24 protein-coding genes are annotated in these 23,313 nt (G+C 35.3%); 16 read left to right on the plus strand and 8 right to left on the minus strand.

Translation table 11 applies throughout. The features are described from left to right. Positions 1-154 precede the first annotated feature (154 nt). The 6 genes from E0F98_RS07135 (at position 155) to E0F98_RS07160 (ending at position 7,842) form a co-directional block, all read left to right on the plus strand. A complete protein-coding gene (locus E0F98_RS07135) occupies positions 155-1,708 on the plus strand; it encodes a cryptochrome/deoxyribodipyrimidine photo-lyase family protein (protein ID WP_243699207.1) in 1,554 nt (517 codons plus the stop codon). After that, on the plus strand, positions 1,708-2,442 hold the full coding sequence (locus tag E0F98_RS07140) for a YqjF family protein (RefSeq protein ID WP_132109941.1): 735 nt from the start codon (positions 1,708-1,710) through the stop codon (positions 2,440-2,442). The genes E0F98_RS07135 and E0F98_RS07140 overlap by 1 nt, the downstream gene beginning before the upstream one ends. Further along, positions 2,429-2,566, plus strand: a complete 138-nt coding sequence (locus E0F98_RS07145; RefSeq protein ID WP_132109943.1) for a DUF2256 domain-containing protein — start codon at positions 2,429-2,431, stop codon at positions 2,564-2,566. The genes E0F98_RS07140 and E0F98_RS07145 overlap by 14 nt, the downstream gene beginning before the upstream one ends. A gap of 1 nt (position 2,567) precedes the next feature. Further along, positions 2,568-4,103 carry a cryptochrome/photolyase family protein gene (locus tag E0F98_RS07150; protein WP_165929291.1) on the plus strand — a complete coding sequence of 512 codons (1,536 nt, stop codon included), beginning with the start codon at positions 2,568-2,570 and terminating at the stop codon, positions 4,101-4,103. Then, positions 4,100-5,389, plus strand: a complete 1,290-nt coding sequence (locus tag E0F98_RS07155) for a DASH family cryptochrome (RefSeq protein WP_165929292.1) — start codon at positions 4,100-4,102, stop codon at positions 5,387-5,389. The genes E0F98_RS07150 and E0F98_RS07155 overlap by 4 nt, the downstream gene beginning before the upstream one ends. A 362-nt stretch (positions 5,390-5,751) precedes the next feature. Beyond that, positions 5,752-7,842: a prolyl oligopeptidase family serine peptidase gene (locus E0F98_RS07160; protein WP_243699208.1), complete on the plus strand. Its 2,091-nt coding sequence runs from the start codon at positions 5,752-5,754 to the stop codon at positions 7,840-7,842. Between the two features lie 282 nt (positions 7,843-8,124). On the opposite strand, the gene E0F98_RS07165 is transcribed toward E0F98_RS07160, so the two are convergent. Together E0F98_RS07165 and E0F98_RS07170 are read right to left on the minus strand one after the other, a co-directional pair. Continuing rightward, positions 8,125-9,693, minus strand: a complete 1,569-nt coding sequence (locus E0F98_RS07165) for a L,D-transpeptidase family protein (RefSeq protein WP_132109951.1) — start codon at positions 9,691-9,693, stop codon at positions 8,125-8,127. Between the two features lie 350 nt (positions 9,694-10,043). Next, entirely contained in the window at positions 10,044-11,648 is a 1,605-nt protein-coding gene (locus E0F98_RS07170; protein ID WP_132109953.1) for a L,D-transpeptidase family protein, read from the minus strand. Positions 11,649-11,810: 162 nt separating this feature from the next. Here E0F98_RS07170 and E0F98_RS07175 point away from each other — a divergent pair, with 162 nt between their 5' ends. The 7 genes from E0F98_RS07175 to E0F98_RS07205 all read left to right on the plus strand — a co-directional run bounded on the left by E0F98_RS07175 (position 11,811) and on the right by E0F98_RS07205 (position 16,346). Continuing rightward, complete coding sequence (locus E0F98_RS07175; protein WP_132109955.1) at positions 11,811-12,320, plus strand: nuclear transport factor 2 family protein; 510 nt, start codon at positions 11,811-11,813, stop codon at positions 12,318-12,320. Positions 12,321-12,442: 122 nt separating this feature from the next. Next, the gene (gene trmB, locus E0F98_RS07180; RefSeq protein ID WP_132109957.1) at positions 12,443-13,120 is read left to right on the plus strand and encodes a tRNA (guanosine(46)-N7)-methyltransferase TrmB; all 678 of its coding nucleotides are present in this window, start codon (positions 12,443-12,445) and stop codon (positions 13,118-13,120) included. Between the two features lie 53 nt (positions 13,121-13,173). Next, the gene (locus E0F98_RS07185) at positions 13,174-13,809 is read left to right on the plus strand and encodes a LysE family transporter (protein ID WP_132109959.1); all 636 of its coding nucleotides are present in this window, start codon (positions 13,174-13,176) and stop codon (positions 13,807-13,809) included. A 47-nt stretch (positions 13,810-13,856) separates the two neighbouring features. Then, complete coding sequence (locus tag E0F98_RS07190) at positions 13,857-14,183, plus strand: MGMT family protein (protein WP_132109961.1); 327 nt, start codon at positions 13,857-13,859, stop codon at positions 14,181-14,183. Between the two features lie 205 nt (positions 14,184-14,388). Next, positions 14,389-15,525 carry an Mrp/NBP35 family ATP-binding protein gene (locus E0F98_RS07195; RefSeq protein ID WP_165929293.1) on the plus strand — a complete coding sequence of 379 codons (1,137 nt, stop codon included), beginning with the start codon at positions 14,389-14,391 and terminating at the stop codon, positions 15,523-15,525. 45 nt (positions 15,526-15,570) lie between these two features. Further along, positions 15,571-15,810 (plus strand): NifU family protein, encoded by a 240-nt coding sequence (locus tag E0F98_RS07200; RefSeq protein ID WP_132109965.1) that lies wholly within the window; start codon positions 15,571-15,573, stop codon positions 15,808-15,810. A 218-nt stretch (positions 15,811-16,028) separates the two neighbouring features. Further along, complete coding sequence (locus E0F98_RS07205) at positions 16,029-16,346, plus strand: 2Fe-2S iron-sulfur cluster-binding family protein (protein WP_132109967.1); 318 nt, start codon at positions 16,029-16,031, stop codon at positions 16,344-16,346. A 33-nt stretch (positions 16,347-16,379) separates the two neighbouring features. Here E0F98_RS07205 and E0F98_RS07210 read toward each other — a convergent pair whose 3' ends face one another. The 6 genes from E0F98_RS07210 to E0F98_RS07235 form a co-directional block, all read right to left on the minus strand. Continuing rightward, positions 16,380-17,153, minus strand: a complete 774-nt coding sequence (locus tag E0F98_RS07210) for an SGNH/GDSL hydrolase family protein (protein ID WP_132109969.1) — start codon at positions 17,151-17,153, stop codon at positions 16,380-16,382. Between the two features lie 69 nt (positions 17,154-17,222). Continuing rightward, on the minus strand, positions 17,223-18,005 hold the full coding sequence (locus tag E0F98_RS07215) for a DUF3050 domain-containing protein (protein ID WP_132109971.1): 783 nt from the start codon (positions 18,003-18,005) through the stop codon (positions 17,223-17,225). 92 nt (positions 18,006-18,097) lie between these two features. Then, on the minus strand, positions 18,098-19,276 hold the full coding sequence (locus tag E0F98_RS07220; RefSeq protein ID WP_132109973.1) for an acyl-CoA dehydrogenase family protein: 1,179 nt from the start codon (positions 19,274-19,276) through the stop codon (positions 18,098-18,100). Between the two features lie 292 nt (positions 19,277-19,568). Continuing rightward, positions 19,569-20,276 (minus strand): tRNA1(Val) (adenine(37)-N6)-methyltransferase, encoded by a 708-nt coding sequence (locus E0F98_RS07225; RefSeq protein WP_132109975.1) that lies wholly within the window; start codon positions 20,274-20,276, stop codon positions 19,569-19,571. A 71-nt stretch (positions 20,277-20,347) separates the two neighbouring features. Further along, positions 20,348-20,872 carry a ribosome maturation factor RimM gene (rimM, locus tag E0F98_RS07230; protein WP_132109977.1) on the minus strand — a complete coding sequence of 175 codons (525 nt, stop codon included), beginning with the start codon at positions 20,870-20,872 and terminating at the stop codon, positions 20,348-20,350. Between the two features lie 14 nt (positions 20,873-20,886). Further along, positions 20,887-21,447 (minus strand): 30S ribosomal protein S16, encoded by a 561-nt coding sequence (locus E0F98_RS07235; RefSeq protein WP_132109979.1) that lies wholly within the window; start codon positions 21,445-21,447, stop codon positions 20,887-20,889. A gap of 200 nt (positions 21,448-21,647) precedes the next feature. Between E0F98_RS07235 and E0F98_RS07240 the strand changes: the two genes are divergently transcribed. The 3 genes from E0F98_RS07240 to E0F98_RS07250 form a co-directional block, all read left to right on the plus strand. Further along, positions 21,648-22,127: a DUF6252 family protein gene (locus E0F98_RS07240; RefSeq protein ID WP_132109981.1), complete on the plus strand. Its 480-nt coding sequence runs from the start codon at positions 21,648-21,650 to the stop codon at positions 22,125-22,127. A 197-nt stretch (positions 22,128-22,324) separates the two neighbouring features. Then, the gene (locus tag E0F98_RS07245) at positions 22,325-22,687 is read left to right on the plus strand and encodes an RNA recognition motif domain-containing protein (RefSeq protein ID WP_035668600.1); all 363 of its coding nucleotides are present in this window, start codon (positions 22,325-22,327) and stop codon (positions 22,685-22,687) included. Between the two features lie 370 nt (positions 22,688-23,057). Beyond that, positions 23,058-23,313: helix-turn-helix domain-containing protein (locus E0F98_RS07250; protein WP_132109309.1), on the plus strand; the 256-nt coding region annotated here is incomplete at its 3' end.

Genomic DNA, 23,313 nt, shown 5'->3' on the forward strand with positions numbered 1-23,313 from the left:
AAAACTAATAAGCTTTCTTTCGACGCTCTGCGAAATAACTTTACATCGGGTGCATATGTTTATAATAACATTCTCTATTTAAACTAAGTTTTGTATATTTGTTTAACATTAACATTAAAAAAGTTAAACAAAATATTTAAAGAGTAAAACGAAAGTGAGTAAAGTCCCAGTAAATATCGTTTGGTTTAAAAGAGATTTGCGTTTCGTAGATAACGAAGCTTTGTTTGCTGCGCAAAATTTGAGACTACCTTTACTATTTGTTTATTGTTTTGAACCCACTGTTATGAATTACGATGATGCCGATGTGCGTCATTGGCGGTTTATATATGAGTCGATTCAGGATTTGCAAACCAAACTTAATCCTATAAATGGAACCTTCTATTATTTTCATAACGAAGTTCAGGCTGTTTTTTCGGAATTAGTAAAAAACTACGATATAAAAACGGTGTTTTCGCATCAGGAAATTGGTAACAAAATCACTTTTGATCGGGATATCGCTATGCAGGCTTTTTTCGAAATAAATAATATTGCTTGGAAAGAATCGCAGTTGCATGGTGTAATCAGGAAATTAAAATCAAGGCAACATTGGGATAAACGTTGGGAAGAGGTAATGCGCGCCGAACCTAAAATGAGTGCGGTTCAAGATTTTAATCTAGTTAAGTTAGAGGATGTTTTTTATAATTCCCTAAAAGGAAATTCGCTTTCTGAAGAAATTACAAATCCGAATAAAAATTTCCAAAAAGGCGGCGAAAATCTCGCTTGGCGCTATTTAGACAGTTTTGTAAAAGAGCGCTATGTCAATTACAGCAAGCATATTTCTAAACCGGCTTTAAGTAGAAAAGGCTGTAGCCGCTTGTCACCTTATCTGGCTTACGGCAATATTAGTATGCGAATGATTTATCAATATACGAATCAGCATTATCAGAATTCTAAAAACAAACGAGCGATTCTTAATTTTGTTTCAAGACTGCATTGGCATTGTCACTTTATGCAAAAATTTGAAGATGAATGCCGCATGGAATTTGAAAATGTAAATAGAGCCTATAACACTTTGGTCAAGCCAAAAAATGAAGTCTATATCAAAGCTTGGCAAGAAGGAAAAACGGGAGTGCCTCTTGTTGATGCCTGCATGCGATGTCTGGTTGCAACGGGCTATGTCAATTTCAGGATGCGGGCTATGTTGGTTTCTTTCTTCACTTTTAATCTTTGGCAAGATTGGCGGGAATTGCATTTTTTGGCAAGACAATTTCTGGATTACGAACCCGGAATTCATTACCCACAAATCCAAATGCAATCAGGAACAACTGGAATTAATACTATTCGGATTTATAGTCCCATAAAAAACTCTGAAGATCATGATCCTGACGGTATTTTTATCAAACAATGGTTGCCTGAGTTAGCGGAAATTCCAGTGAGCTTAATCCATGAACCTTGGAAATTAAATCCTATAGAACAACAATTTTATAATTGCGAAATAGGGAAGGATTATCCTGAACCTATTGTGAACATTGAAGAAACTAGAAAGTATGCCAGTGATATTGTTTGGAGTTTCCGTAAAAGAGACGAAGTGAAAGAGGAAGGTAAACGGATTCTAAAAAAACACGTGAGTAGAAAGCCAATTTTGCAAAGCAAAAATGTGCGAATCACGCATTCCGAACTTGCTTCGGAATCTGATCTAAACCCAAGAACTAAAAAAACAAAATCATAATGACACTTTTTTTAAAAGCAAATTGGGAAAATATTATAATGGCAAATTATGAAATTGACCCCGCAATACTAATTCCGTTCTTGCCCAAAGGTGTTGATCTCGATTTGTATGAAGGTAAAGCGTATGTAAGTTTAGTTGGATTTATGTTCAAGAAAACCAAGCTTTTCAATGTTCCGATTCCTTATTTTGGGACTTTTGAAGAAATTAATTTGCGCTTTTATGTTATTCGAAAAGAAGAAAACACCGTAAAACGAGGAGTAGTTTTTGTCAATGAAACCATTCCGTATCCTATTGTGGCTTGGATGGCGAATAAATTATATAATGAGCATTATACCGTAGTTCCTACGAAACACGAAATCACAACAGCAAGCAAAAGTAAAAAAGTGCAGTTTGAATGGCTTTTAAACAAAAAATGGAATAGTATTTATGTAGAAGCAACCACCGATTCGAAGCCGATGAAACATGAAAGTTTAGAAAAATTTATATTCGAACATTATTACGGCTACACTAAAATTGACCAAAATAACACCGAAGAATACAAATTACAACATCCAAGTTGGCGAGTAAATCAAGTGTTAGATTATAAAATGGATTGTGATTTTGCAGCGATGTATGGTGATGCGTTTTCGATTTTAAATACTACAAAACCCGAAGCCGTTTTTATAGCCGAAGGTTCTTCAGTAGGAATAGAATGGAAAAGAAACCGACTAAATTTTGACAATGAAAAGGGTTAAAAAACAAGATTTGCCTTCAAAGGTTTGTATCGTTTGTCAAAGACCTTTTTCTTGGCGCAAAAAATGGGAAAAGGTTTGGGATGAGGTAAAATATTGTAGTGATAAATGCAGAAGCAATAAATAAAATGAGTAAAACAGTACGACTTATTCTCGGCGATCAACTAAACAGCAATCATTCCTGGTTTAAAACTACTGATGATTCGGTGACTTATGTCATGATGGAAATTCGTTCTGAAACCGATTATGCTAAGCATCACATCCAAAAAGTTGTCGGTTTTTTTGCGGCGATGCAGGCGTTTTATTTCGATTTAAAAGCAAAAAAGCATCAGCTGATTTATATGTATTTGAATGATGAAGACAATTTGCAATCCTTTGATAGAAATATTAAAAGCTTAATTTCTAAACACAAATTCACCCATTTTGAATACCAGTTGCCAGATGAGTTTCGTGTTGACGAAGTTTTAAAAGAACTTTGTAAATCAAGCGAGATCTCAAGTTCAGTAATTGATTCGGAACATTTTTTTACTTCCCGAAACGAATTGGAACATTTTTTTGAAGGTAAGAAAACCTTTGTGATGGAAAACTTCTATCGCATGCTTAGAAAAAAGCACGATGTTTTAATGGAAGGCGATCAGCCATTAACTGGCAAGTGGAATTATGACAGTGAAAATCGAAAAAAGTTACCCAAAAATCACAAACCTACACCGCCCTTAGTTTTTAGTAATGATGTTTCTAAAGTTCTTGAACAAATCAATACAACAGACATTAAAACTATCGGAAATATTGATGCTGTAAATTTTGTTTGGCCAATTAATCGAGCACAATCATTGCAATTATTAGATTTTTTTCTTGCAGAATGCTTGCACTTATTTGGTAGTTTTCAAGATGCTATGACGCCAAATGAGTGGTCTTTATATCATTCACGACTTTCTTTTTCAATGAATTTAAAGATGATTTCGCCGCAAGAAGTTATTGATAAAGCCATGAAAGAGTGGGAAAGTAGGCCTAATGAAATCGAATACAATCAATTAGAAGGATTTGTACGGCAAATAATAGGTTGGCGCGAATACATGCGAGGAATTTACTGGCTGAAGATGCCCGAATATTCCAGTATGAATTTTTTTAATAATCAGGAAAAGTTGCCAGATTGGTTTTGGACAGGCAACACTAAAATGAATTGTTTAAAAGACGCTATAAATCAGTCGTTGAATTTTGCCTACGCACATCATATTCAGCGATTGATGATAACTGGGAATTTTGCGCTTTTGGCAGGAATAGATCCTGACGAAATTGATGCTTGGTATCTTGGTATCTATATTGACGCCATTGAATGGGTTGAAATTACAAACACTCGTGGTATGAGTCAATTTGCAGATGGCGGCATTGTAGGCACCAAACCGTATGTGAGTTCGGCTGCTTATATTGACAAAATGAGTCATTATTGTGGCAGTTGTTTTTATAAAAAAGAACTTAAAACAGGGGGTAAATCATGTCCTTTTAATAGCCTGTATTGGAATTTCTATGATAAAAATGAGGGTAAATTAGCTAAAAACCCAAGAATTGGAATGATGTATAATGTTTGGAGAAAAATGAAGCCAGAGGCGAAGGTTGCCTTATTAGAACAAGCGGATTATTATCTAAAAAAAATCAATGAATTATGAAAACGGCGATAGTTTGGTTTAAGACAGATTTACGATTATATGATAATGAAGCGCTAATAAAAGCAATTGCTCAAAGCGAAGAAATTATACCTGTGTATTGTTTTGATGATGCCCATTTTGAAACGACGCAATATGGTTTTAAAAAAACAGGAAATTATCGGGCTAAATTTTTATTGGAATCATTACAAGATTTAGATAATAGTTTGCGTAAAATGGGTTCTGGCCTTGTTATTTTAAAAGGAAAGCCAGAAGTTGAGATTCCTAAAATTGTCAAAGAATATAGAGCTCTAAAAGTTTTTGCCAAACGTGAAGTGGCTTTTGAAGAAAAACAAACAGAAAACTTAGTGCAAACAGCACTTTTTAAATTGCGTTGTGAACTCGAAACTTTTAGCACCAGTACCTTGTATCATGCCGAAGATTTACCGTTTGCAATAAAAGATATCCCTGATGTTTTTACGACCTTTAGAAAAAAAACGGAACTAGATGCGGGCGTTAGACCTGTTTTAAAAAGGCCAATTACAATAACATCTCCAAATATTCCTAAATTGATTTTACCTACTTTAAAAGAGCTAGGCTTACGGTTCTCTGCAATAGATTCTCGTGCAGCGATTCAATTTAAGGGAGGTGAAACAGCGGGAATGAAACGGCTAAATCATTATTTTTTTGAAACAAAAAGCCTATCTGTATATAAGGAAACTAGAAACGGAATGGTAGGGGAAGATTATTCTTCAAAATTTTCGGCTTGGTTAGCAATGGGCTGTATTTCACCCAGAGCGATTTATCATGAGATAAAAAAATACGAAAATGAAAATCAGGCCAACGATTCTACGTATTGGCTGGTTTTTGAGTTGCTATGGCGTGATTTTTTTAGGTTCATGTTTAAAAAATACCAAACTAAATTTTTCTTATACTCAGGTATAAAAAGCGATAATGTAAATTCAAAAGCGCTGAATAAAAAACTGGTTTCGCATTGGATAAATGGTACAACTTCTTCTGATTTTATTAATGCTAATATGCTGGAATTGAAACAAACTGGTTTTATGAGCAATAGAGGCCGACAAAATGTGGCTAGTTATTTTTGTAACGAACTCAATATGGATTGGCGCATTGGCGCAGCTTATTTTGAGTCGCAGTTAATTGATTATGATGTTTGTAGTAATTGGGGAAATTGGGCGTATCTGGCAGGAGTAGGAAACGACCCCAGAAAACACCGTTATTTCAACATTGAAAAACAAGCTAATGATTATGATAAAGATAGGGCATTTAGAGATTTGTGGTTGCAATAGTTTTTTTGTTTCGCAAAGAGCCACAAAGTTGAAGCAAAGATTCACTAAGTTTTTTACGACCTAAGACATATAAGTTTAGGAACTATTAGAGATTAGTTTTCAAACCTATTGGTATTTATTAAGTGTTGGCTTAATTTTCTTCGTGACTGTCTGTGAAACCTCTGCGCATCTTGGTGCAATAAATTTCATCCGCAATAAATTAAAAGAACTGATGTGATTTATATGTTTAAAAATCCGTAACAATAAACGACTTTTAACGACCAATCGTATTAACACTTTTCTTACTACAAGAAAGCCAGAGATTTTCTTTATTTTTGTAGTAACCTTTAAAATTATCTTTAATGAAAAAATTAATTCTTGCTATGGCAATTACTTCAACAGTAAGTTCGTTTGGGCAAAATCCAATTTCCTATCCTCAAACTAAGAAAGGAGACGCAGTGGATATGTATTTTGATACAAAAGTGAATGATCCATACCGTTGGTTAGAGGACGATAGATCTGCTGAAACAGCGATATGGGTAAAAGCTGAAAACGAAGTGACTTACGGTTATTTAAACCAAATTCCTTATCGAAATGCGATAAAAAACCGCATGGAGAAATTATGGAATTATGAAAAAATAGGTGCTCCATCTGTCGAAGGAAAATATACGTATTACTCTAAAAATAATGGACTACAAAACCAATCTGTGGTGTATCGAAAAGATGCGGCTGGTAAAGAAGAAGTTTTTTTAGATCCAAATACTTTTTCTAAAGACGGAACGACTTCTTTAGGTGGATTAGATTTTTCTAAAGATGGTTCTAAAGTTGCTTATGCCATTTCAGAAGGGGGAAGCGACTGGAGAAAAGTAATCATTATGGATGCTCTATCTAAAAAAATAATAGAAGACACTTTAATTGATGTAAAGTTCAGCGGATTGTCTTGGAGAGGAAACGAAGGTTTCTATTATTCCAGCTATGAGAAGCCAAAAGGAAGTGAATTATCTGCAAAAACGGACCAGCATAAATTGTATTTCCACAAACTAGGAACTTCCCAAAAAGCAGACAAAGTGATCTTTGGCGCAGACCAAAAAAGAAGATATGTGGGTGGTTACGTAACTGAAGATGATAACTATTTAGTGATTACTGCGGCTACTTCAACCTACGGAAATGAGTTGTACATCAAAGATCTAAAAAAGCCTAATAGCGCAATTGTTACGATCGTGGATAATTTCAATAGCGACAATAATATTATTGACAGTGAAGGAACGAAGTTGTTTATACAAACGGACTTAAATGCGCCTAACAAACGTGTTGTTACGGTAGATTTGAGTAATCCAAAGCCAGCGAACTGGAAAGATTTTATCGCTGAAACAGAAAATGTATTGTCTCCATCAACAGGTGGTGGTTATATTTTTGCAAATTACATGAAAGATGCGGTTTCAGTAGTGAAACAGTACGATTATAATGGAAAAATGCTTCGTGAAATTAAGTTACCAGGACTGGGAACAGCTGGTGGTTTTGGAGGAAAGAAAAAAGATAAGACCTTGTATTATTCTTTTACCAATTATATTACGCCAGGGACTATTTATTCATTCGAACCAAAAGCAGGAAAGTCTACGGTTTACCAACAACCAAAAGTAGATTTCAAAAGTGCTGAATATGAATCAAAGCAAGTGTTTTATACGTCTAAAGATGGAACCAAAGTGCCGATGATGATTACTCACAAAAAAGGAGTGAAGTTAGACGGGAAAAACCCAACGATTCTTTACGCTTACGGAGGTTTTAATGTGAGTTTGACACCGAGCTTTAGTATCGCTAATGCGGTTTGGATGGAAAACGGAGGTGTGTATGCCGTTCCTAACTTGCGTGGTGGTGGTGAATACGGTAAAAAATGGCATGATGCAGGAACTAAAATGCAAAAGCAAAATGTATTTGATGATTTCATCGCCGCAGCTGAATATTTGATTGCTCAAAAATATACTTCTTCTGATTTTCTTGCCATTCGCGGTGGGTCAAACGGAGGTTTGTTAGTAGGTGCTACCATGACTCAGCGTCCAGAGCTGATGAAAGTGGCTTTGCCAGCCGTGGGCGTGATGGATATGTTGCGTTACCATACCTTTACTGCAGGAGCAGGATGGGCTTATGATTATGGAACGGCTCAGGACAACAAAGAAATGTTCGAATATTTAAAAGGATATTCTCCAGTGCACAATGTTAAAAAAGGAACGAAATATCCAGCAACAATGGTAACTACTGGTGATCATGACGATAGAGTAGTGCCAGCGCACAGTTTTAAATTTGCAGCTGAATTGCAGGAAAAACAAGCGGGTACTAATCCTGTTTTAATTCGTATCGACGTAAAAGCAGGTCACGGTGCAGGAAAATCTGTAGCGGCGACTATTCAGGAAAACGTGGATATTCAAGCTTTTACTTTGTATAATATGGGTGTAAAAAGTTTACCAGAAGTGAAGTAATTTAGATTTAATAAAAAACGACTTCTTTATTTTAACCAAAACGCCAATCGGGAGATTGGCGTTTTGTATTTGCAATAGTGGAGAGAACTACTTTAGAAATGTTTTTATCAATTATTATTTTAAGATAAATCTTCTTTATAGGTTTCAAAATCGAAGTGACGATAGTCGAAAAAACTTTGAACGCTTCGTAATTAATGGTATAAAACTTTATTTTTTTTCGAAAAACTATTTATTGCTAACGATTAATAATTAGAAAGTTTGCTGGTTATGAAGAGTTGAAAATTATTTTACAAATAATAAAGAAGCTAATTGATCGTCTCTTTTATAAACGTCTTCATAAAAATGTATTTCTCCTTGATCATCGACCCAAGCGGTAAAGTAACCAATGTAAACCGGGATTTTATTTTTGAGTGTGTACCATTTTTCTTCTCCTTTGTTCATAGCTTCCCTAACCCTTTCTTCGTCCCAATTTCTGTCATTCTTCATTATTAGAGTTGCCAATTCTACTGGTTTTTCTACTCGAATGCAACCGTGACTAAAGGCTCTGTCTTCTCTATTGAATAGACTTTTTGCTGGAGTGTCGTGTAAATAAATCGCATTTGAATTTGGGAATAAAAACTTGATCAAACCCAATGAATTTGTGGGACCTGGTCTTTGTCGCACATAATCATCGTGCCATTCCATGTCGTGTTCTTCTAAATAATTTGCATTTTTTGCTATACTGGGAAGGATTTCGTTTTCCAAGATACTCTTCGGGATATTCCAGTAGGGGCTAAACACAATGTATTTCATTGGTGCGCTGAAAATCACGGTTTTATTCATGACTTTTCCCACTACCACATTCGACCTAAGTTCTGGTTTTCCGTCTCTGAAAAACGTTAATTGATAAGCGGGAATGTTAATAGCAATTAGTTCTTTTGCTTTGGTAATATCATTGGAAACCCATCGGCAGCGTTCCATATTGACAATAAGAGTTTTTATGCGTTCCCCAACAGTGACGTTCATGTCTGAGATATGTTTTGGTAGAATGTCGGTACTAGGATTTGTGCCACTTCTTTTTTGGTATTTTAAAACGCCTTTCGCCAGATCCTTATCATAGATTGCACTTTTAGAATCCTTAGACAAATCGCCCGAGATGAATAAGCGTTCTCTAATTTGGGCAATTGTAGCCGAGCTGTCACCAAGTTTGTAGGCCTTAACTTTAGGATCAATATTGATCGTTTTCCAGCCTCCTTTTTTTTCTATTTGACGGTATTCTTTTAGTACTTTTTTTAGTAAAAAATATTGGCTAAGTACCCCTGTTTCTCGTTTATTTATTAAGGATGGGTTGACTAAAAGCGAATCGAGATAATTAACATACGATTGCTTATTTCGCGGAAGATACCATTCCATTTCGGTCGATTTTTTTGGGTCTAAACCATGATATACCTTGTCTGCGTAAAAAAAATAAAGTGCTGAATGTAGCAATTCGGTTTCAATTTTTGGTCTCTGATTTAGGTCAAGATATTCATAAAGGCGATCTAGTTTTTCTTTGTAGGGAACAGTATCTTGAATGCCTTCTTCGGCAAGGTTGTTCAGTTTGTTATGCAGTACATTACCAAACTCGTTGACTCTGTGATTTTCATACCATATGTAGTGAAATTTACGTTGGCGGTACAGTTGCTCCACTTCCGATTGGTATTTTGCTAGCTTTGGATGTTCAGCGAAAAAAGTTTGTACTAGCGTACTATCAAAAGTCGTATTGATTATATCTGGAATGACTTCTGGCGCAATGTCTTTCTTCTTGCACGATACATTTATAAGCAAAAACAGAAAACAAAAAAATGCAATCGATTTGGACAACTTTTTCATAGTAGTAGGATTGTGCTTTTAATTGATTACTAATGCTAAAATACATTAAATAATAAGCCGTTGGGTGTAATTCAATTTATTTAATATTCAGCACACTTCGGCAAACTCAGTGTAAGCTCGAAATATAGATTTTCTAAATTTAGAAAGGTATTTCTATTTATTGAAGTTAAACATAGCTATGTGAGCCTAAGAATTGGTGTATATACTTCTTTTTTACTATGTTTCTAGGTGTCAACTTTGTCTTTTTATTAATTGCACCCAACGGATTAAATATTAATATTATAAAATTCATTACGATTCTTAATTGATAATCAAGGGGAAGAAAAAAATTTTGGTCTTTTCTATATTTTTCATTTCAAATCATCAGAAAATAATAGCTCCGCTAAGCGATCATCTCTTTGGTATAAATCATTATAAAAATTAATCGCACCCTCATCATCAACCCAGGCAGTGAAATAGCCAATATATACAGGAATCTTGTTTTTCAGCATGTGGATGGTTTGTTTCTCTCCTTTCATGGCGGCATTGATATTGGCGACAGTCCAATTTGGATCATCCTCTAAAATTAATATTGCAAGTTCTTTCGCCTTTTCCATATTGATACAGCCATGGCTGAAAGCGCGATAGTCAAATTCAAACAAGCTTTTAAAAGGGGTGTCGTGTAAATAAATATCATTCGAATTTGGGAACATGAATTTAACCAGCCCCATTGGGTTTTTTAGGCCAGGCATTTGTATAACATTTCCATTGTTCCATTCCATGTCATGAGATTCAAGATAATTTGGATCTAGAAAAATAGCCTGCTTAATTTCATCATCGATGATGCTACGTGGAACGTTCCAGTATGGGCTAAAAACAATGGAACTGATTTCGCCACTAAAAACCACAGTTTCGGTCATGTTTTTCCCCACTAAAAGATTCGACTCAAGTTCGGTATTGCCGTTCCTACTATAGTAGAGTTTAAAGGCGGGTATGTTAATAAATAGATATTCAGGGACTGCAGGGAGCTTCGGGTCAATCCATCGACAGCGTTCCATATTTACCATAATGGTATTTATGTGTTTTTCTATTGGCGTGTTCATTCTTTCCAACTGCCATTTAGAAAGTATTGTATTGGCTTTGTAACCATTTCTTTTTTTGAATTTCATGATGCCCGCCATTAATTCCTGGTCATAAATATTGCTTTTAGAATCTTGTTTTAAATCGCCCATTACTGCAAGGCGATGTCTTATTTGTGCAATGGTTTTTGAGCTGTCGTTGTGGTTGTAGTATTCTCTTGTAGGGTCAATTTCGATAATTCCCCAATCACCAATTTGCTCTATGGCTCTATATTTCTTTAAGGCTTCTCGAAGTTTGTAATATTGATCAAATAGTTGTTTTTCGTTCTTTTGTATTAAGTGCGGTTCTGTTATAAGAGAATCTAAAAGTTTTTCATAAGAAATACTTTTTCTAGGTAAAAACCATCCTATTTCATTGGTTTTAGCAACGTCTATTCCGTAGAATACCTTTTTGGCATAAAAAACATATAGTGTGCTCAGTAGGATGTCTGTGTCAGTTTTAGAAAGTGTATTCTTTCTTTCGAATATTCCATCGATTATGGGAGCATATGGAATGTTGTAGTTCAAGCCTTCTTCCTCTAAGGCGTTTGCTTTAGAATACAGTAGTTCTGCAAATCCAATAAGCCCTTTTTCATTATGCCAAATTGAATTGTAGTCTTTGTATTTATATAATGCCATAACCTCAGATTGGTAGTTTTTTAAAGCGGGATATTTCGAGAAAAAAGCATTAATAGCTGCTATGTCAATGGGAATTATTGATTTTCCGCCAGGAGTTTTTTGAAAAATTCGGGTAGTAGAAAATACCTTTGCAGTAATAGTATCATTTCCGTAATTATTGTAAGCGAAAATGGAACAACTCCATAAAACAACGACAAGGGATAAAAAAGAGTTTTTCACGGCACAATCATTTCTATAAAGATAAAAAATTTCGTTCTTTTTAGAAAATTATTGGAGATGTAGTAGTGTGTATTGGTTTGTTTTTGAGTTGTTCAATTCGCTTTTTCAGTTTTTTCTTCGAAAGAGCAAAAGATTTTATATTTTTATCGAAAAAGGAATCTTATGAAAAAATTACTCCTTGTCCTCATTCTAGCTGTCGTTTCCTGTAAATCGACTAAAGAAACGATTGCTTCAGATGAAACCAAGATTAATACGCTAATGGATTCTTGGCATAAAGCCGCAGCGGAAGCGCAGTTTAATGCTTATTTTAACATGATGACGGACGATGCCATTTTCATTGGTACTGATGCAACTGAAAATTGGAAAAAACCCGCTTTTCAGGCTTATGCTAAACCTCATTTTGATAAAGGGAAAGCATGGAGTTTTACAGCATTAGAACGTCATGTATATTTCGATAAAACTAAAAAAACCGCATGGTTTGATGAACTTCTTAATACACAAATGAAGGTTTGTAGAGGTTCTGGAGTATTAGTAAAGATAGATGGCGAATGGAAAATTAAGCACTATGTTTTATCAATGACGATCCCTAATGATAATGTAAAAGCAGTAATCGAAATCAAGGCTCCCATAGAAGACCAGTTGATTTTAGGTTATAAGAAGTCAAATGAATAGCCAAATTTTTTAGGCAAAAGAACGGTTTTATCAAGGGTACACTTGGTTTAGGATTAATTTTTCTTTGGATGCGTCTTCGGTCTTATATATTTCCTTAATTTTGCAAAAATATTTCAAAAATCGTGGGAAGCAAAAATAAATTAAAGAGGTTCAGGGAAAACGAAACATTTACCAATGTTTTTCAACCAACAAGAGAAGAAGTAGTGGGTGATTTATTTCCTTTAAAAGGGAAATGGAACACAGATTTCTTTAAGAATGACAATCCAGTAGTCTTGGAGTTAGGTTGTGGTAAAGGGGAATATTCTGTTGGACTTGCTGAAAGATATCCTAATAAAAATTTCATCGGAATTGACATTAAAGGAGCTCGTTTTTGGCGAGGTGCTAAAACTGCCGTGGAATCAGGATTGCACAATGTTGCCTTTATTCGAACTCAAATCGAATTAATCAATCATATTTTTGCCGAAAATGAAGTGGATGAAATCTGGATTACTTTTCCAGATCCTCAAATAAAATACAAGCGTACAAAGCACAGAATGACAAATTCTGAGTTTTTACAATTGTATAAAAAAATCCTAAAAAAAGACGGTGTTGTTAATTTGAAAACCGACAGTGAGTTCATGCATGGGTACACACTAGGTTTGCTTCACGGTGAAGGCCATGAAGTTTTATATGCAAACCACAATGTATATGTTAACGAAGGAAGTCCAGAGGAAGTGACTGCTTTTCAGACGTTCTACGAGAAGCAATATTTGGAAGTTAACAAAGCAATTACGTATATTAGATTCAAAATTAAAGAATAATTATTTTTTTAAGTTTGAATTGATTGTCTTTTGTGAATGCTGACGCACTGATTATGAATCTAATTATTTCTTTACTTTCCGGTTTTATAACTGCTTTAATAGGGATTACTCCGCCAGGATTACTCAACATGACAGCAGCCAAAGTGAACTTAAAAGAAGGGAGGAGAAATGCTTTCTGGTTTGTTTTTGGTGCAATAATAATTATTTTTTGCCAAGTCTATTTGGCGATACTTTTTGCTCGAGTAATCGATATCAGGCCAGATATAGTCGTTTTGTTGCGGGAAATAGGCTTCGCTTTATTTGGAGCTTTGACGGTTTATTTTTTGTGGATTGCCAAAGAACCTAAAATCAAGAAAGCCAAAATTAAAAAAATCAGCAAAAAGAAACGTTTTTTCTTAGGAATGCTGCTCTCGTCGCTTAATTTCTTCCCAATTCCTTACTACGTTTTTGTAAGTATTACATTGTCATCCTACCAAATTTTTTCTTTTAGTTCAAGCTCGATTCTTAGTTTTGTCATTGGATCGGTTTTAGGATCCACGCTTGTGTTTTACTTTTATATTGCCTTTTTTCAAAAAATAGAAAACAAAGCCGATTATCTTTTGAAGAATATGAACCGCATCATTGGTAGTATTACAGGGTTAATTTCGATTGTTACGCTATTTAATATTATTAAGTATTATTTGCGATAGTTCGTCGTGTAGTTGTTGGATTGCTTTTCCATTTTTAAATTAAAATGATGTCAAACGAGAATTTTTTCGAAAGGGTTTATGCGGTCGCAAGACAAATTCCTTACGGGAGAGTAACTTCTTATGGCGCTATTGCAAAAGCTTTAGGCGCAGCACGCTCAGCGAGAATGGTGGGTTGGGCAATGAATGCATCTCACAGTATGGATGACGTTCCCGCACATCGTGTAGTAAACAGAAAAGGATTGCTAACTGGAAAATTCCATTTTGACGGTACTAATCTCATGCAGCAATTATTAGAAAGTGAAGGTATAGTTGTAGTGGATAATCAGATTATTGATTTCGATAAAATTTTTTGGCAGCCAGAAGTGGAGAGTTAATTTTCTATTAGCTAGATGCTTTCAAAATTGATACTCTTTTAAATAGAATAACAATGATTAATTTCGATATCAATAAATCCAATCCAATTCCTTTAGAATAAGAACTTTTCATAGTATCTTTACTCCCGAAACTTATGGACTGAAATCAGTCTAAATAAAAATAAGGTTTCAACTGTAAATAGCAATCGAAAACAGGATAATTATAATGAAATTAGATAGAAAAGAAATTCTTAAAGCTTTAGAAACAATTACTATTGCTGGAGAAGGAAAGAATATGGTGGAAAGCGGAGCGGTTGCAAATGTAGTCACTTTTGGAGATGAGGTTGTAGTTGATTTAGTATTGCATACACCGGCGATGCACATCAAGAAACGAGCAGAAGACGATATCAAGAAAACGATTCACGAATTGGTTTCTCCAGAAGCTAAAGTTAAAGTAAATACTAAAGTGGAAGCTGCTGTAGCTGAAAATCCAAATCAAATTAAAGGAAAAGCTATTCCTGGAATAAAAAATATAATCGCTGTTGCCTCAGGTAAAGGGGGAGTAGGGAAATCTACAGTTACTGCAAATCTAGCGGTAACATTGGCTAAGATGGGATTCAGTGTTGGTATTTTAGACGCCGATATCTACGGTCCTTCAATGCCAATTATGTTTGATGTCGAAAATGAAAAACCTATTTCTGTAGTTATTGACGGTAAATCTAAAATGAAACCGGTGGAGAGCTACGAAGTGAAAATACTATCGATTGGTTTCTTTACTGCGCCAAGTCAGGCTGTAATCTGGAGAGGGCCAATGGCTTCAAAAGCATTGAACCAAATGATTTTTGATGCTGATTGGGGAGAACTAGATTTTATGTTAATCGATTTACCTCCAGGAACTGGAGATATTCACCTTTCTATCGTTCAATCATTGCCAATAACGGGAGTTGTCGTTGTAAGTACGCCGCAAGCCGTAGCGTTAGCTGATGCCAAGAAAGGAGTTTCTATGTTCATGTCGGAGGCTATAAATGTTCCTGTTTTAGGAATAATCGAAAACATGGCCTACTTTACACCTGAAGAGTTACCTGAGAACAAGTATTACCTTTTCGGAAAAGAAGGAGCTAAAAACTTAGCGGCAGACTTAGATGTGCCATTCTTAGGTGAAATTCCAATTGTGCAATCAATTCGTGAAGCAGGAGATTACGGACGTCCAGCAGCTATGCAAACCGCATCTGCAGTGGAGAACGTTTTTGATGAAGTTACCCGCAATGTTGTACAGGAAACGGTAAAACGAAATGAAAATTTACCTGCTTCAGAGGTCGTTAAGATCACTACAATGGCAGGCTGTTCAGCAGTTAAAAAATAACATTAGATTAAATATACTGCTTTTTATATTTTTAAATAAAGTAAAATGACAATAGAAGAATTAACAACAGAAGTTCAAAAAGCACTTGAGGAAATCAGACCTTTTTTGAAGTCAGACGGTGGAGATATTACTTTAATTTCAATTGAAGAAGGGAAGCATGTCAAAGTGAGGCTGGAGGGCGCTTGCACCAGTTGTAGTGTGAACCAAATGACATTGAGAGCTGGAGTGGAAACGACTATTAAAAAGTTTGCTCCACAAATAGAAACTGTTGTGAACATCTTGTAAATACTTTTGGTGTGACTTTTATAAGATAAATTGAGGATTGTTTTTTTTAACATGTAGCCAATGGCTGTGCTCTTTTTAATTTTAAAACGCGGTCAATTAAAAATCAATATCAAAAGGCAATATCAAAAGGCAATTTCAAAAAACATTAATTGTTAATAAAGTATCTCAAAGATTACAACGGTAGGTTGTACTATGTGTGCTGAAAACTGAAAACTGAAATGGACGTATTAATAAAAATTAAGGACAGAGAAGGAGTAGTACATGAACTGCAAGCGCCCACAGATATGGCCATGAACATCATGGAGCTGTGTAAAGCGTATGAACTTCCTGTGGAAGGAACATGCGGTGGAATGGCAATGTGCGCTTCTTGTCAATGTTATGTTCTTAATGATGTGTCGTTACCTGAAATGGGAGACGATGAAGAGGCGATGCTCTCAGAGGCATTTTATGTTAAGACAAATAGTCGTTTGGGATGCCAAATCCCAATTACTGAAAGTTTAGAAGGATTAGAGTTAGAACTGGCTCCAGAGAATTAAATACAAAGCGTCACAATTAAATGTGGCGCTTTTTTATTTATTAAGCGATGCAGCAGCTTTGGGAGCGATTCTTTCCACAAATAAGCGATAGGCCTCTTCAGAAGGATGCAAGCCATCATTTGTTACTAAACTCTTATTTGTAAGTCCTTTTCGTGTGATATCGGTGATATTTATAAATCGAATATTACGCGCTTCGCAGTAGTTTTTGGCGAAAGTATTATAGTTATCGATTTCTGCTGAAATAGTAGCAGGAGAACTGGAACCTTGGCCAAACGGTGTATAAGCATAATCCGGAATCGAAACTACGATGAGGTTTGTTTTATTTCCTTTTGCAAGTGCAATACTTTTATTGACTAATTCAGGGAATTCTTTTTCGAATAAAGAAAAAGGTCTACGTTGGTATTGATTGTTAACCCCAATTAATAGGGTAACTAAATCATAGTCTGATATTAAATTCTGACTGTTAATCGCCGAAATTAAATCACTAGTTGTCCATCCTGTTTGTGCAATAATTTTTAGGGAGAAACTATTTTTTGTATTCGTGTTTTCTAAACTTTGTTGCAACTGCACTGGAAACCGACAGCTTTGGCAAACACTTTGTCCAATAGTATAGCTGTCGCCAAGCGCTAAATAGCGTATTTGGTTGTCTCTGGTTTGTATCATCGGAATCGCTTCGGGAGCAGAATCGGTAGTGCTTTGCTGGCTAGTTGGTGGGACTACAGTTGCAGTAACTGGACTTTCGGTACTACAACTAACAATAAATACTCCTAAAATAGCAACTATTGTGATTTTGATTTGGTTTTTCATATCGATATATTATTGGTAATCAATTGTAATAATACGTACGAAAATCCGGAAGCATTGGATTGAAAAGGATTACGCCATCTCGACTTTCATCGTAATGATTTCTTCGATAGCATCCCAAAGACCTATTCTTTTGTCTAAAGCCATCACCGATATTTCTTCGACCTCTGTCCACTTTTGAGCATCCTCGCCACATAGCTCAGTAATCATCTTCATGGCCATTGGTCCGTGCTCATCAGCATCTAATTCGATATGTCTTTCGAAGTAATAAATTAATTTACTTAAATCAGTATCAGGAAAATTAGCTTCGAAATTTTTTAGAATTGCTGTAAACATACTCGGAATTAGGTCTTCTCTTCCAAAGGTGAATGCAGCTGCAATTTCATGTGGTTTCCCTTGTTCGATAACTCTAAAAGTAAAATCTAGAAATGCTTTAATGTTAGAATGTAAATTGCTGGTCTTGATAGCAACAAAGATATTTTGTAACGAATTTATTTGGGCGATGAAATTTTCAATCTCTAGGGTGCTTGCGCCACAGTCTTTCATGGCTTCGATGTACATTTCGTAGTGACTTTGTCTGCGGCCATCAAGTGTCAAATCAGATTCTTCTGCTAATACAATTTCGTTGATTAAGTACCTTGTTTCTGGATTTGCAGTGGCAAACCAAGGAGTTATAGTACAGGTTAGCTTAGATTGTAACGCTTTTAGTAAAGACATAAAATCCCAAACGGCAAATACATGGCTTTCTAAGAAAGACTGTAAATCTTCGATAGTTTTTACTTTGGCATATAAGGGATGCTGCAACAAGATCTTTTTTTGTGGGTCGATCGCGTTGTTTATGTTTTGAATGTTCATCAGATTTGTTTTTGTGGTAAATATAAAAAAGCTTCTTGTTTCCAAGAAGCTTTTGCAATCAATTTTATAGATACTTTAATAGTCGTTTAATTCTATTTAAAAGCAGGAATTCCTGTAATATCCATTCCTGTAATTAATAAATGGATGTCGTGGGTTCCTTCATAAGTGATTACGGACTCTAAATTCATCATATGACGCATGATAGAGTAATCACCGATTATTCCCATTGCTCCTAATATTTGTCTCGCTTCACGAGCGATGTTAATAGCCATGTCTACATTGTTTCTTTTGGCCATAGAAATCTGAGCCGTTGTTGCTCTTCCTTCGTTTCTCAATACACCTAGTCTCCAAGTCAGTAATTGTGCTTTAGTGATCTCTGTGATCATTTCAGCTAATTTCTTTTGTTGCAATTGTGTTCCTGCGATTGGTTTGTCAAACTGAATTCGTTCTTTGGCATAGCGAAGTGCAGTGTCATAACAGTCCATTGCAGCTCCTATTGCTCCCCAAGCAATTCCATAACGTGCCGAATCTAAGCATCCAAGTGGTGCTCCAAGACCAGATTTGTTAGGTAATAAATTTTCTTTTGGGACTTTTACATTGTCAAAGATTAATTCTCCTGTTGATGAAGCACGCAGTGACCATTTGTTATGTGTTTCTGGAGTGGTGAAACCTTCCATTCCGCGTTCTACTATAAGTCCGTGAATTCTTCCGTCTTCATTTTTTGCCCACACCACCGCTATATCTGCAAAAGGAGCGTTTGAGATCCACATTTTGGCACCATTCAGTAAATAATGGTCGCCCATATCTTTAAAGTTGGTAATCATGCTTCCAGGGTCAGAACCATAGTTAGGTTCTGTCAATCCAAAGCATCCAATGAATTCTCCCGTTGCAAGTTTTGGTAAATATTTCATGCGTTGATCTTCGTTTCCGTATTTCCAAATAGGGTACATAACCAAAGAAGATTGAACAGAAGAAGTAGAACGTACGCCAGAATCTCCGCGCTCAATTTCTTGCATGATTAAGCCGTATGAGATTTGGTCTAATCCTGCTCCACCATATTGTTCTGGAATATAGGGGCCAAAACCACCAATTTCAGCCAAACCTTTAATAATTTGTTTCGGGAATTCGGCTCGTTGAGCATATTCTTCTATGATAGGAGATACTTCACGTTTTACCCATGCACGAGCAGAATCGCGAACTAATTTATGTTCGTCTGTTAGTAAATCGTCTAGGTTGTAATAATCAGGTGATTGAAATAAATCTGGTTTCATATTGAGTCTTTTTATAATAGTATCGCAGTAGGAAAGAATTTGTATTCTTCTAGGAGAATAAAATTAAGGTTAATTGCTTGATTGGTTGTTTTTACATCACAAATTTAAACAAAGAAATATAACAAAACCAATAGTAAATGTTATAATTTTAAAATATTTGTAGAAATAGTGAGTGCGATGCGTTTTTGGTGCGATAAGTAATTTGAGCTTCAATTTGATTTTGAAGAAAGAAATTCTGCGAAGAGGATAAGTATTCTAATGTGCAGTCTTCTTGTCGAAAACGCATTTCAGTTTACATTTTCAAATAGAAGTCTTTTGTCAAAGCAATGTAATCGGGAGTGTAGAGGTGTCTTGCGATTTCGATGATTAAGACATCCGTAGGGACTATTTCAATTGCATTTCGGCTAAAAGCCAATAGACTGCGCTTGATTTCCGTAGTTGGTGTTCCTTTTACTCGTGTAATTTTTATGGGATATAATTCGTAGTCAAAAGCTAGCGCTAAGAATTTTTCTTCCTCTTTGAATGGAATAATTACAGAGAAAACACCGTTTTCAGAAAGTAATAAAGCCGCAGCTTCGATCAAATCTTCAAATGGCATAGCGTCTTGAAAGCGAGCTAAATCTCTTTGGTCGCAATCTGTTTTATAATCTTCAGAATAAAACGGAGGGTTAGAAACGATAAGATCGTATTTGTCTTCCGGTTCTTCAACAAATTCATCTAAGCTGGCATGAAAGCAAAATAAACGATCGCTCCAAGGGGAGTTTTCAAAATTGTCAACCGCTTGTTCATAAGCGTTTTCGTCAATTTCTAAGGCGTCAATTTGTTCGGCATTACTACGTTGTGCTAGCATTAATGCAATTATTCCCGTTCCAGCGCCAATGTCAAGTATGCTAAAGGGATTGTTCTCAATAGAAGTCCAAGCGCCTAATAATACACCATCTGTTCCAACTTTCATGGCACACCGATCTTGTTTTATGAGGAATTTTTTAAATTGAAACAAAATGATTGTAGTTTAACAAATTGTGGATGGAAGGAAACTGATCACTGAAAACTGATCACTGAATACTTTCTTTATAGGTACATTTCGATTAAACCTTCCGGTAAATCCATGATCACTTTTTTATTTTCGCGGTCAATTTTGACAAGGAAATGATCAATCATTGGAATAAGGATTTCTACTTCACCGTTTAATACTTCAAAAAGAGGTTGTGCGGTGGTATCATTTATGGATTCGATTTTACCAACAACACCTAGGCGTTTGTCTTCAACTTCAAAACCAATAACTTCGTGATAGTAGAATTTGTTACCTGTAAGTTTTGGTAACATCTTTAATGGAAGATAGATGTCGTTGCCCATAATGGCATCTGCTTCTTCTTCGGTATTCATGTCTTCAAAACGAATTCTTAGGAAATCGTTTTTATGCAAGGAGCTATTTTCAATAAAAAAAGGAATCAAGTGTTTGTTGCATTCAACAAACACTGATTCCAAGTTTTCGTATAGCTCTGGTTCGTCGGTGTCTAAATAGGCAAGGACTTCCCCTTTAAAACTAAATTTTTTGGCGATTTTACCTAAATAGAAACAATCTTCTTTACGCATCTTCGCTTCTAAATTTATGCTTGAGTTTCTTCGTTGTTTTCTTCTGCAGCAGGAGTTTCTTCAGTTGAAGCTTCAACTTCAGCAACTTCTTCAGCAGGAGCAGCAGCAGCAATAGCATCCGCTTCAGCTTTAGCTGCAGCAGCTAAACGTTTTGCGTTTACATCTTGTTCTGCTTTGAAAGCTTTAGCTTTAACATCAGCTTGCGCTTTAGTTAAACCGTCTTTCTTAGCGTCAACTGTTCCAGTTTTAGCTTCTAACCAAGTAGCTAATTTTGCATCAGCTTGCTCTTGAGTTAAGGCACCTTTACGAATACCACCATCAAGGTGATGTTTCAATAAAGCTCCTTTGTAAGAAAGAATTGCTTTAGCAGTTTCAGTTGGTTGAGCACCATTGTGCAACCATTTAACTGCACTATCAAGGTTTAAATCGATAGTTGCTGGGTTAGTGTTAGGATTGTAAGTACCGATTTTCTCTAAGTATTTACCGTCTCTTTTTGAGCGAGCATCAGCTGCTACAACCCAGTAAAAAGGTTTTCCTTTTTTACCGTGTCTTTGTAATCTAATTTTTACTGACATAATCGTGTGATTAAATTTTGAGGTACTCGACCTCTGTTAATTAAGGGTGCAAAGATACATTTTTTATTGATAAGTACTAATTCGAATTGTATTTTAATGAAGGGTAACGATGTAAGCATAATTTTTGAGTCCATTTTTTGTGTGAAGTGCTGTGTATTAATCATTAATAGCTTATTTTTGTTTGTCTAAAAGAAGGTTTTATGAAAAATTTTGTCCTATGCATAGTGGTGCTTTTTTCTATTCTCTCGTGTGAGGAAGATGTTAGTTTTAATAATCCTTCCGTTCAGGTAACGAAAAATAATGTTTTTTGGAGAGCTTTAGATTCCAAAGCGACATTAGGGTCTAATGGATCTGTAGTAATTGAGGCTTATACTGGTTATGATATATTGACTTTAAAAACAACTTCTACAACAGTGCAAAGTTACTCTTTGGGCAATAGTAATTCGAAAACTGCTGTTTTTGAAATAACAGAAGATACTGGTAAAATTACGTATACAACTGGTATTACTATAGGAGACGGTGAAATTATAATCACTGACTATGATGATGTGAATAAAACGATATCAGGAACTTTTAAATTTAATGCCGAAAATACAGATAGTAACTCGGCGGGGGAGCCTGTTTTGAATTTTCAGCATGGGGTTTTTTATAAGGTTCCAGTGGAACTAACTGCTCCATAAGTAGGGTTTGTTTTAGTTTGTCACCAATAAAGTCATTCTTACTTAAATCGAAAGTATCTTGGTGTTAACCACTTGCGTGGAATGTTTTAGGAGAATCTTTTTGTTTTTTAAATCGTAATAAAAACAGAAATAAGCTAATTTATAGTGTGTTATAAATTAATATAACTATATTTGTTGCATATTATAAATAAGTACATATGAATATTTTTGTTGGAAGCCTTCCATTCAGTATTGAGGAAGCAGATTTAAGAGAGTCTTTCGAGGCTTACGGTGCAGTTGATTCTGTAAAAATTATTACTGATAAATTTACTGGAAGAAGTAAAGGATTCGGTTTTGTTGAAATGACAAATGATGATGAAGCTCAAAAAGCGATTGATGAATTGAACGGTGCAACTGTTCAAGGACGTGCAATTGTAGTTAACAAATCTGAGCCAAAACCAGAAGGAGAAAGAAGAAGTTTTAACAATAACAGTCGTGGTGGAGATTCACGCGGTGGTTATGGTGGTGGAAACAGCCGTGGTGGAGATAACCGTGGTGGTGGAAACAGAGGAGGATATTAATATTTTTTTCTACAACTATATAAAAAGGTGTCAATGTAAATTGACACCTTTTTTATTTGGTATAATCCGTTTAGAGCGAAAACTATTATGAAAATATCAAGAATGCTTTATTTGAATAATTGTTTCTCAAAGAATGCGCTAAGGGATCACAGAGATCCGCAGAGTTTTATTCTTAGGAATTATAGTATAGCTTGGACGTGCTAATTAATCGTAGAGAATCTCAAAATTATTTTACTGTTTAATATTTGGCGTGACTTCGTGATTTCCTTTGCTTGTCTTTGCGAAATAACTTTCTTCAAATGTACTAAAAAGAAAAGCTGCCCCGAGTACACTGCCCCCAAAAAGTTAGACACTATTTGGGGGCATTTTTATGGAAAGAAAAGTTAAGTACAGTTATGAATTTAAACTTCGCTGTGTAAATGAAGTTTTAAAAAAAAATCAATCAATAACTTCTATATCTAAAGAAAATGGCATAGGAAAAACCAGCCTTAAAGATTGGATTAGGTGTTATCATGAATTTGGAATTGAAGGTCTTTTACCAATACAAAAAAACAAAAATTATAGTGAAGCCTTTAAGTTAAAAGTTCTAAAAACGATTGAAAGTAAGTCATTATCTTTGAGTAAAG

The organism is Flavobacterium hiemivividum, assembly GCF_004349145.1.
In the GTDB taxonomy this organism is placed as follows: domain Bacteria; phylum Bacteroidota; class Bacteroidia; order Flavobacteriales; family Flavobacteriaceae; genus Flavobacterium; species Flavobacterium hiemivividum.

Coding starts and splice junctions, on each gene's coding strand:
- E0F98_RS07175 (WP_132109955.1), top strand. CDS start 11,811: ATGAAAAAATTACTCCTTGTCCTCATTCTAGCTGTCGTTTCCTGTAAA.
- E0F98_RS07205 (WP_132109967.1), top strand. CDS start 16,029: ATGGACGTATTAATAAAAATTAAGGACAGAGAAGGAGTAGTACATGAA.
- E0F98_RS07240 (WP_132109981.1), top strand. CDS start 21,648: ATGAAAAATTTTGTCCTATGCATAGTGGTGCTTTTTTCTATTCTCTCG.
- E0F98_RS07150 (WP_165929291.1), top strand. CDS start 2,568: ATGAGTAAAACAGTACGACTTATTCTCGGCGATCAACTAAACAGCAAT.
- E0F98_RS07200 (WP_132109965.1), top strand. CDS start 15,571: ATGACAATAGAAGAATTAACAACAGAAGTTCAAAAAGCACTTGAGGAA.
- E0F98_RS07185 (WP_132109959.1), top strand. CDS start 13,174: ATGAATCTAATTATTTCTTTACTTTCCGGTTTTATAACTGCTTTAATA.
- E0F98_RS07245 (WP_035668600.1), top strand. CDS start 22,325: ATGAATATTTTTGTTGGAAGCCTTCCATTCAGTATTGAGGAAGCAGAT.
- E0F98_RS07210 (WP_132109969.1), bottom strand. CDS start 17,153: ATGAAAAACCAAATCAAAATCACAATAGTTGCTATTTTAGGAGTATTT.
- E0F98_RS07145 (WP_132109943.1), top strand. CDS start 2,429: ATGAAAAGGGTTAAAAAACAAGATTTGCCTTCAAAGGTTTGTATCGTT.
- E0F98_RS07235 (WP_132109979.1), bottom strand. CDS start 21,447: ATGTCAGTAAAAATTAGATTACAAAGACACGGTAAAAAAGGAAAACCT.
- rimM (WP_132109977.1), bottom strand. CDS start 20,872: ATGCGTAAAGAAGATTGTTTCTATTTAGGTAAAATCGCCAAAAAATTT.
- E0F98_RS07155 (WP_165929292.1), top strand. CDS start 4,100: ATGAAAACGGCGATAGTTTGGTTTAAGACAGATTTACGATTATATGAT.
- E0F98_RS07190 (WP_132109961.1), top strand. CDS start 13,857: ATGTCAAACGAGAATTTTTTCGAAAGGGTTTATGCGGTCGCAAGACAA.
- E0F98_RS07220 (WP_132109973.1), bottom strand. CDS start 19,276: ATGAAACCAGATTTATTTCAATCACCTGATTATTACAACCTAGACGAT.
- E0F98_RS07165 (WP_132109951.1), bottom strand. CDS start 9,693: ATGAAAAAGTTGTCCAAATCGATTGCATTTTTTTGTTTTCTGTTTTTG.
- E0F98_RS07160 (WP_243699208.1), top strand. CDS start 5,752: ATGGCAATTACTTCAACAGTAAGTTCGTTTGGGCAAAATCCAATTTCC.
- E0F98_RS07195 (WP_165929293.1), top strand. CDS start 14,389: ATGAAATTAGATAGAAAAGAAATTCTTAAAGCTTTAGAAACAATTACT.
- E0F98_RS07215 (WP_132109971.1), bottom strand. CDS start 18,005: ATGAACATTCAAAACATAAACAACGCGATCGACCCACAAAAAAAGATC.
- E0F98_RS07140 (WP_132109941.1), top strand. CDS start 1,708: ATGACACTTTTTTTAAAAGCAAATTGGGAAAATATTATAATGGCAAAT.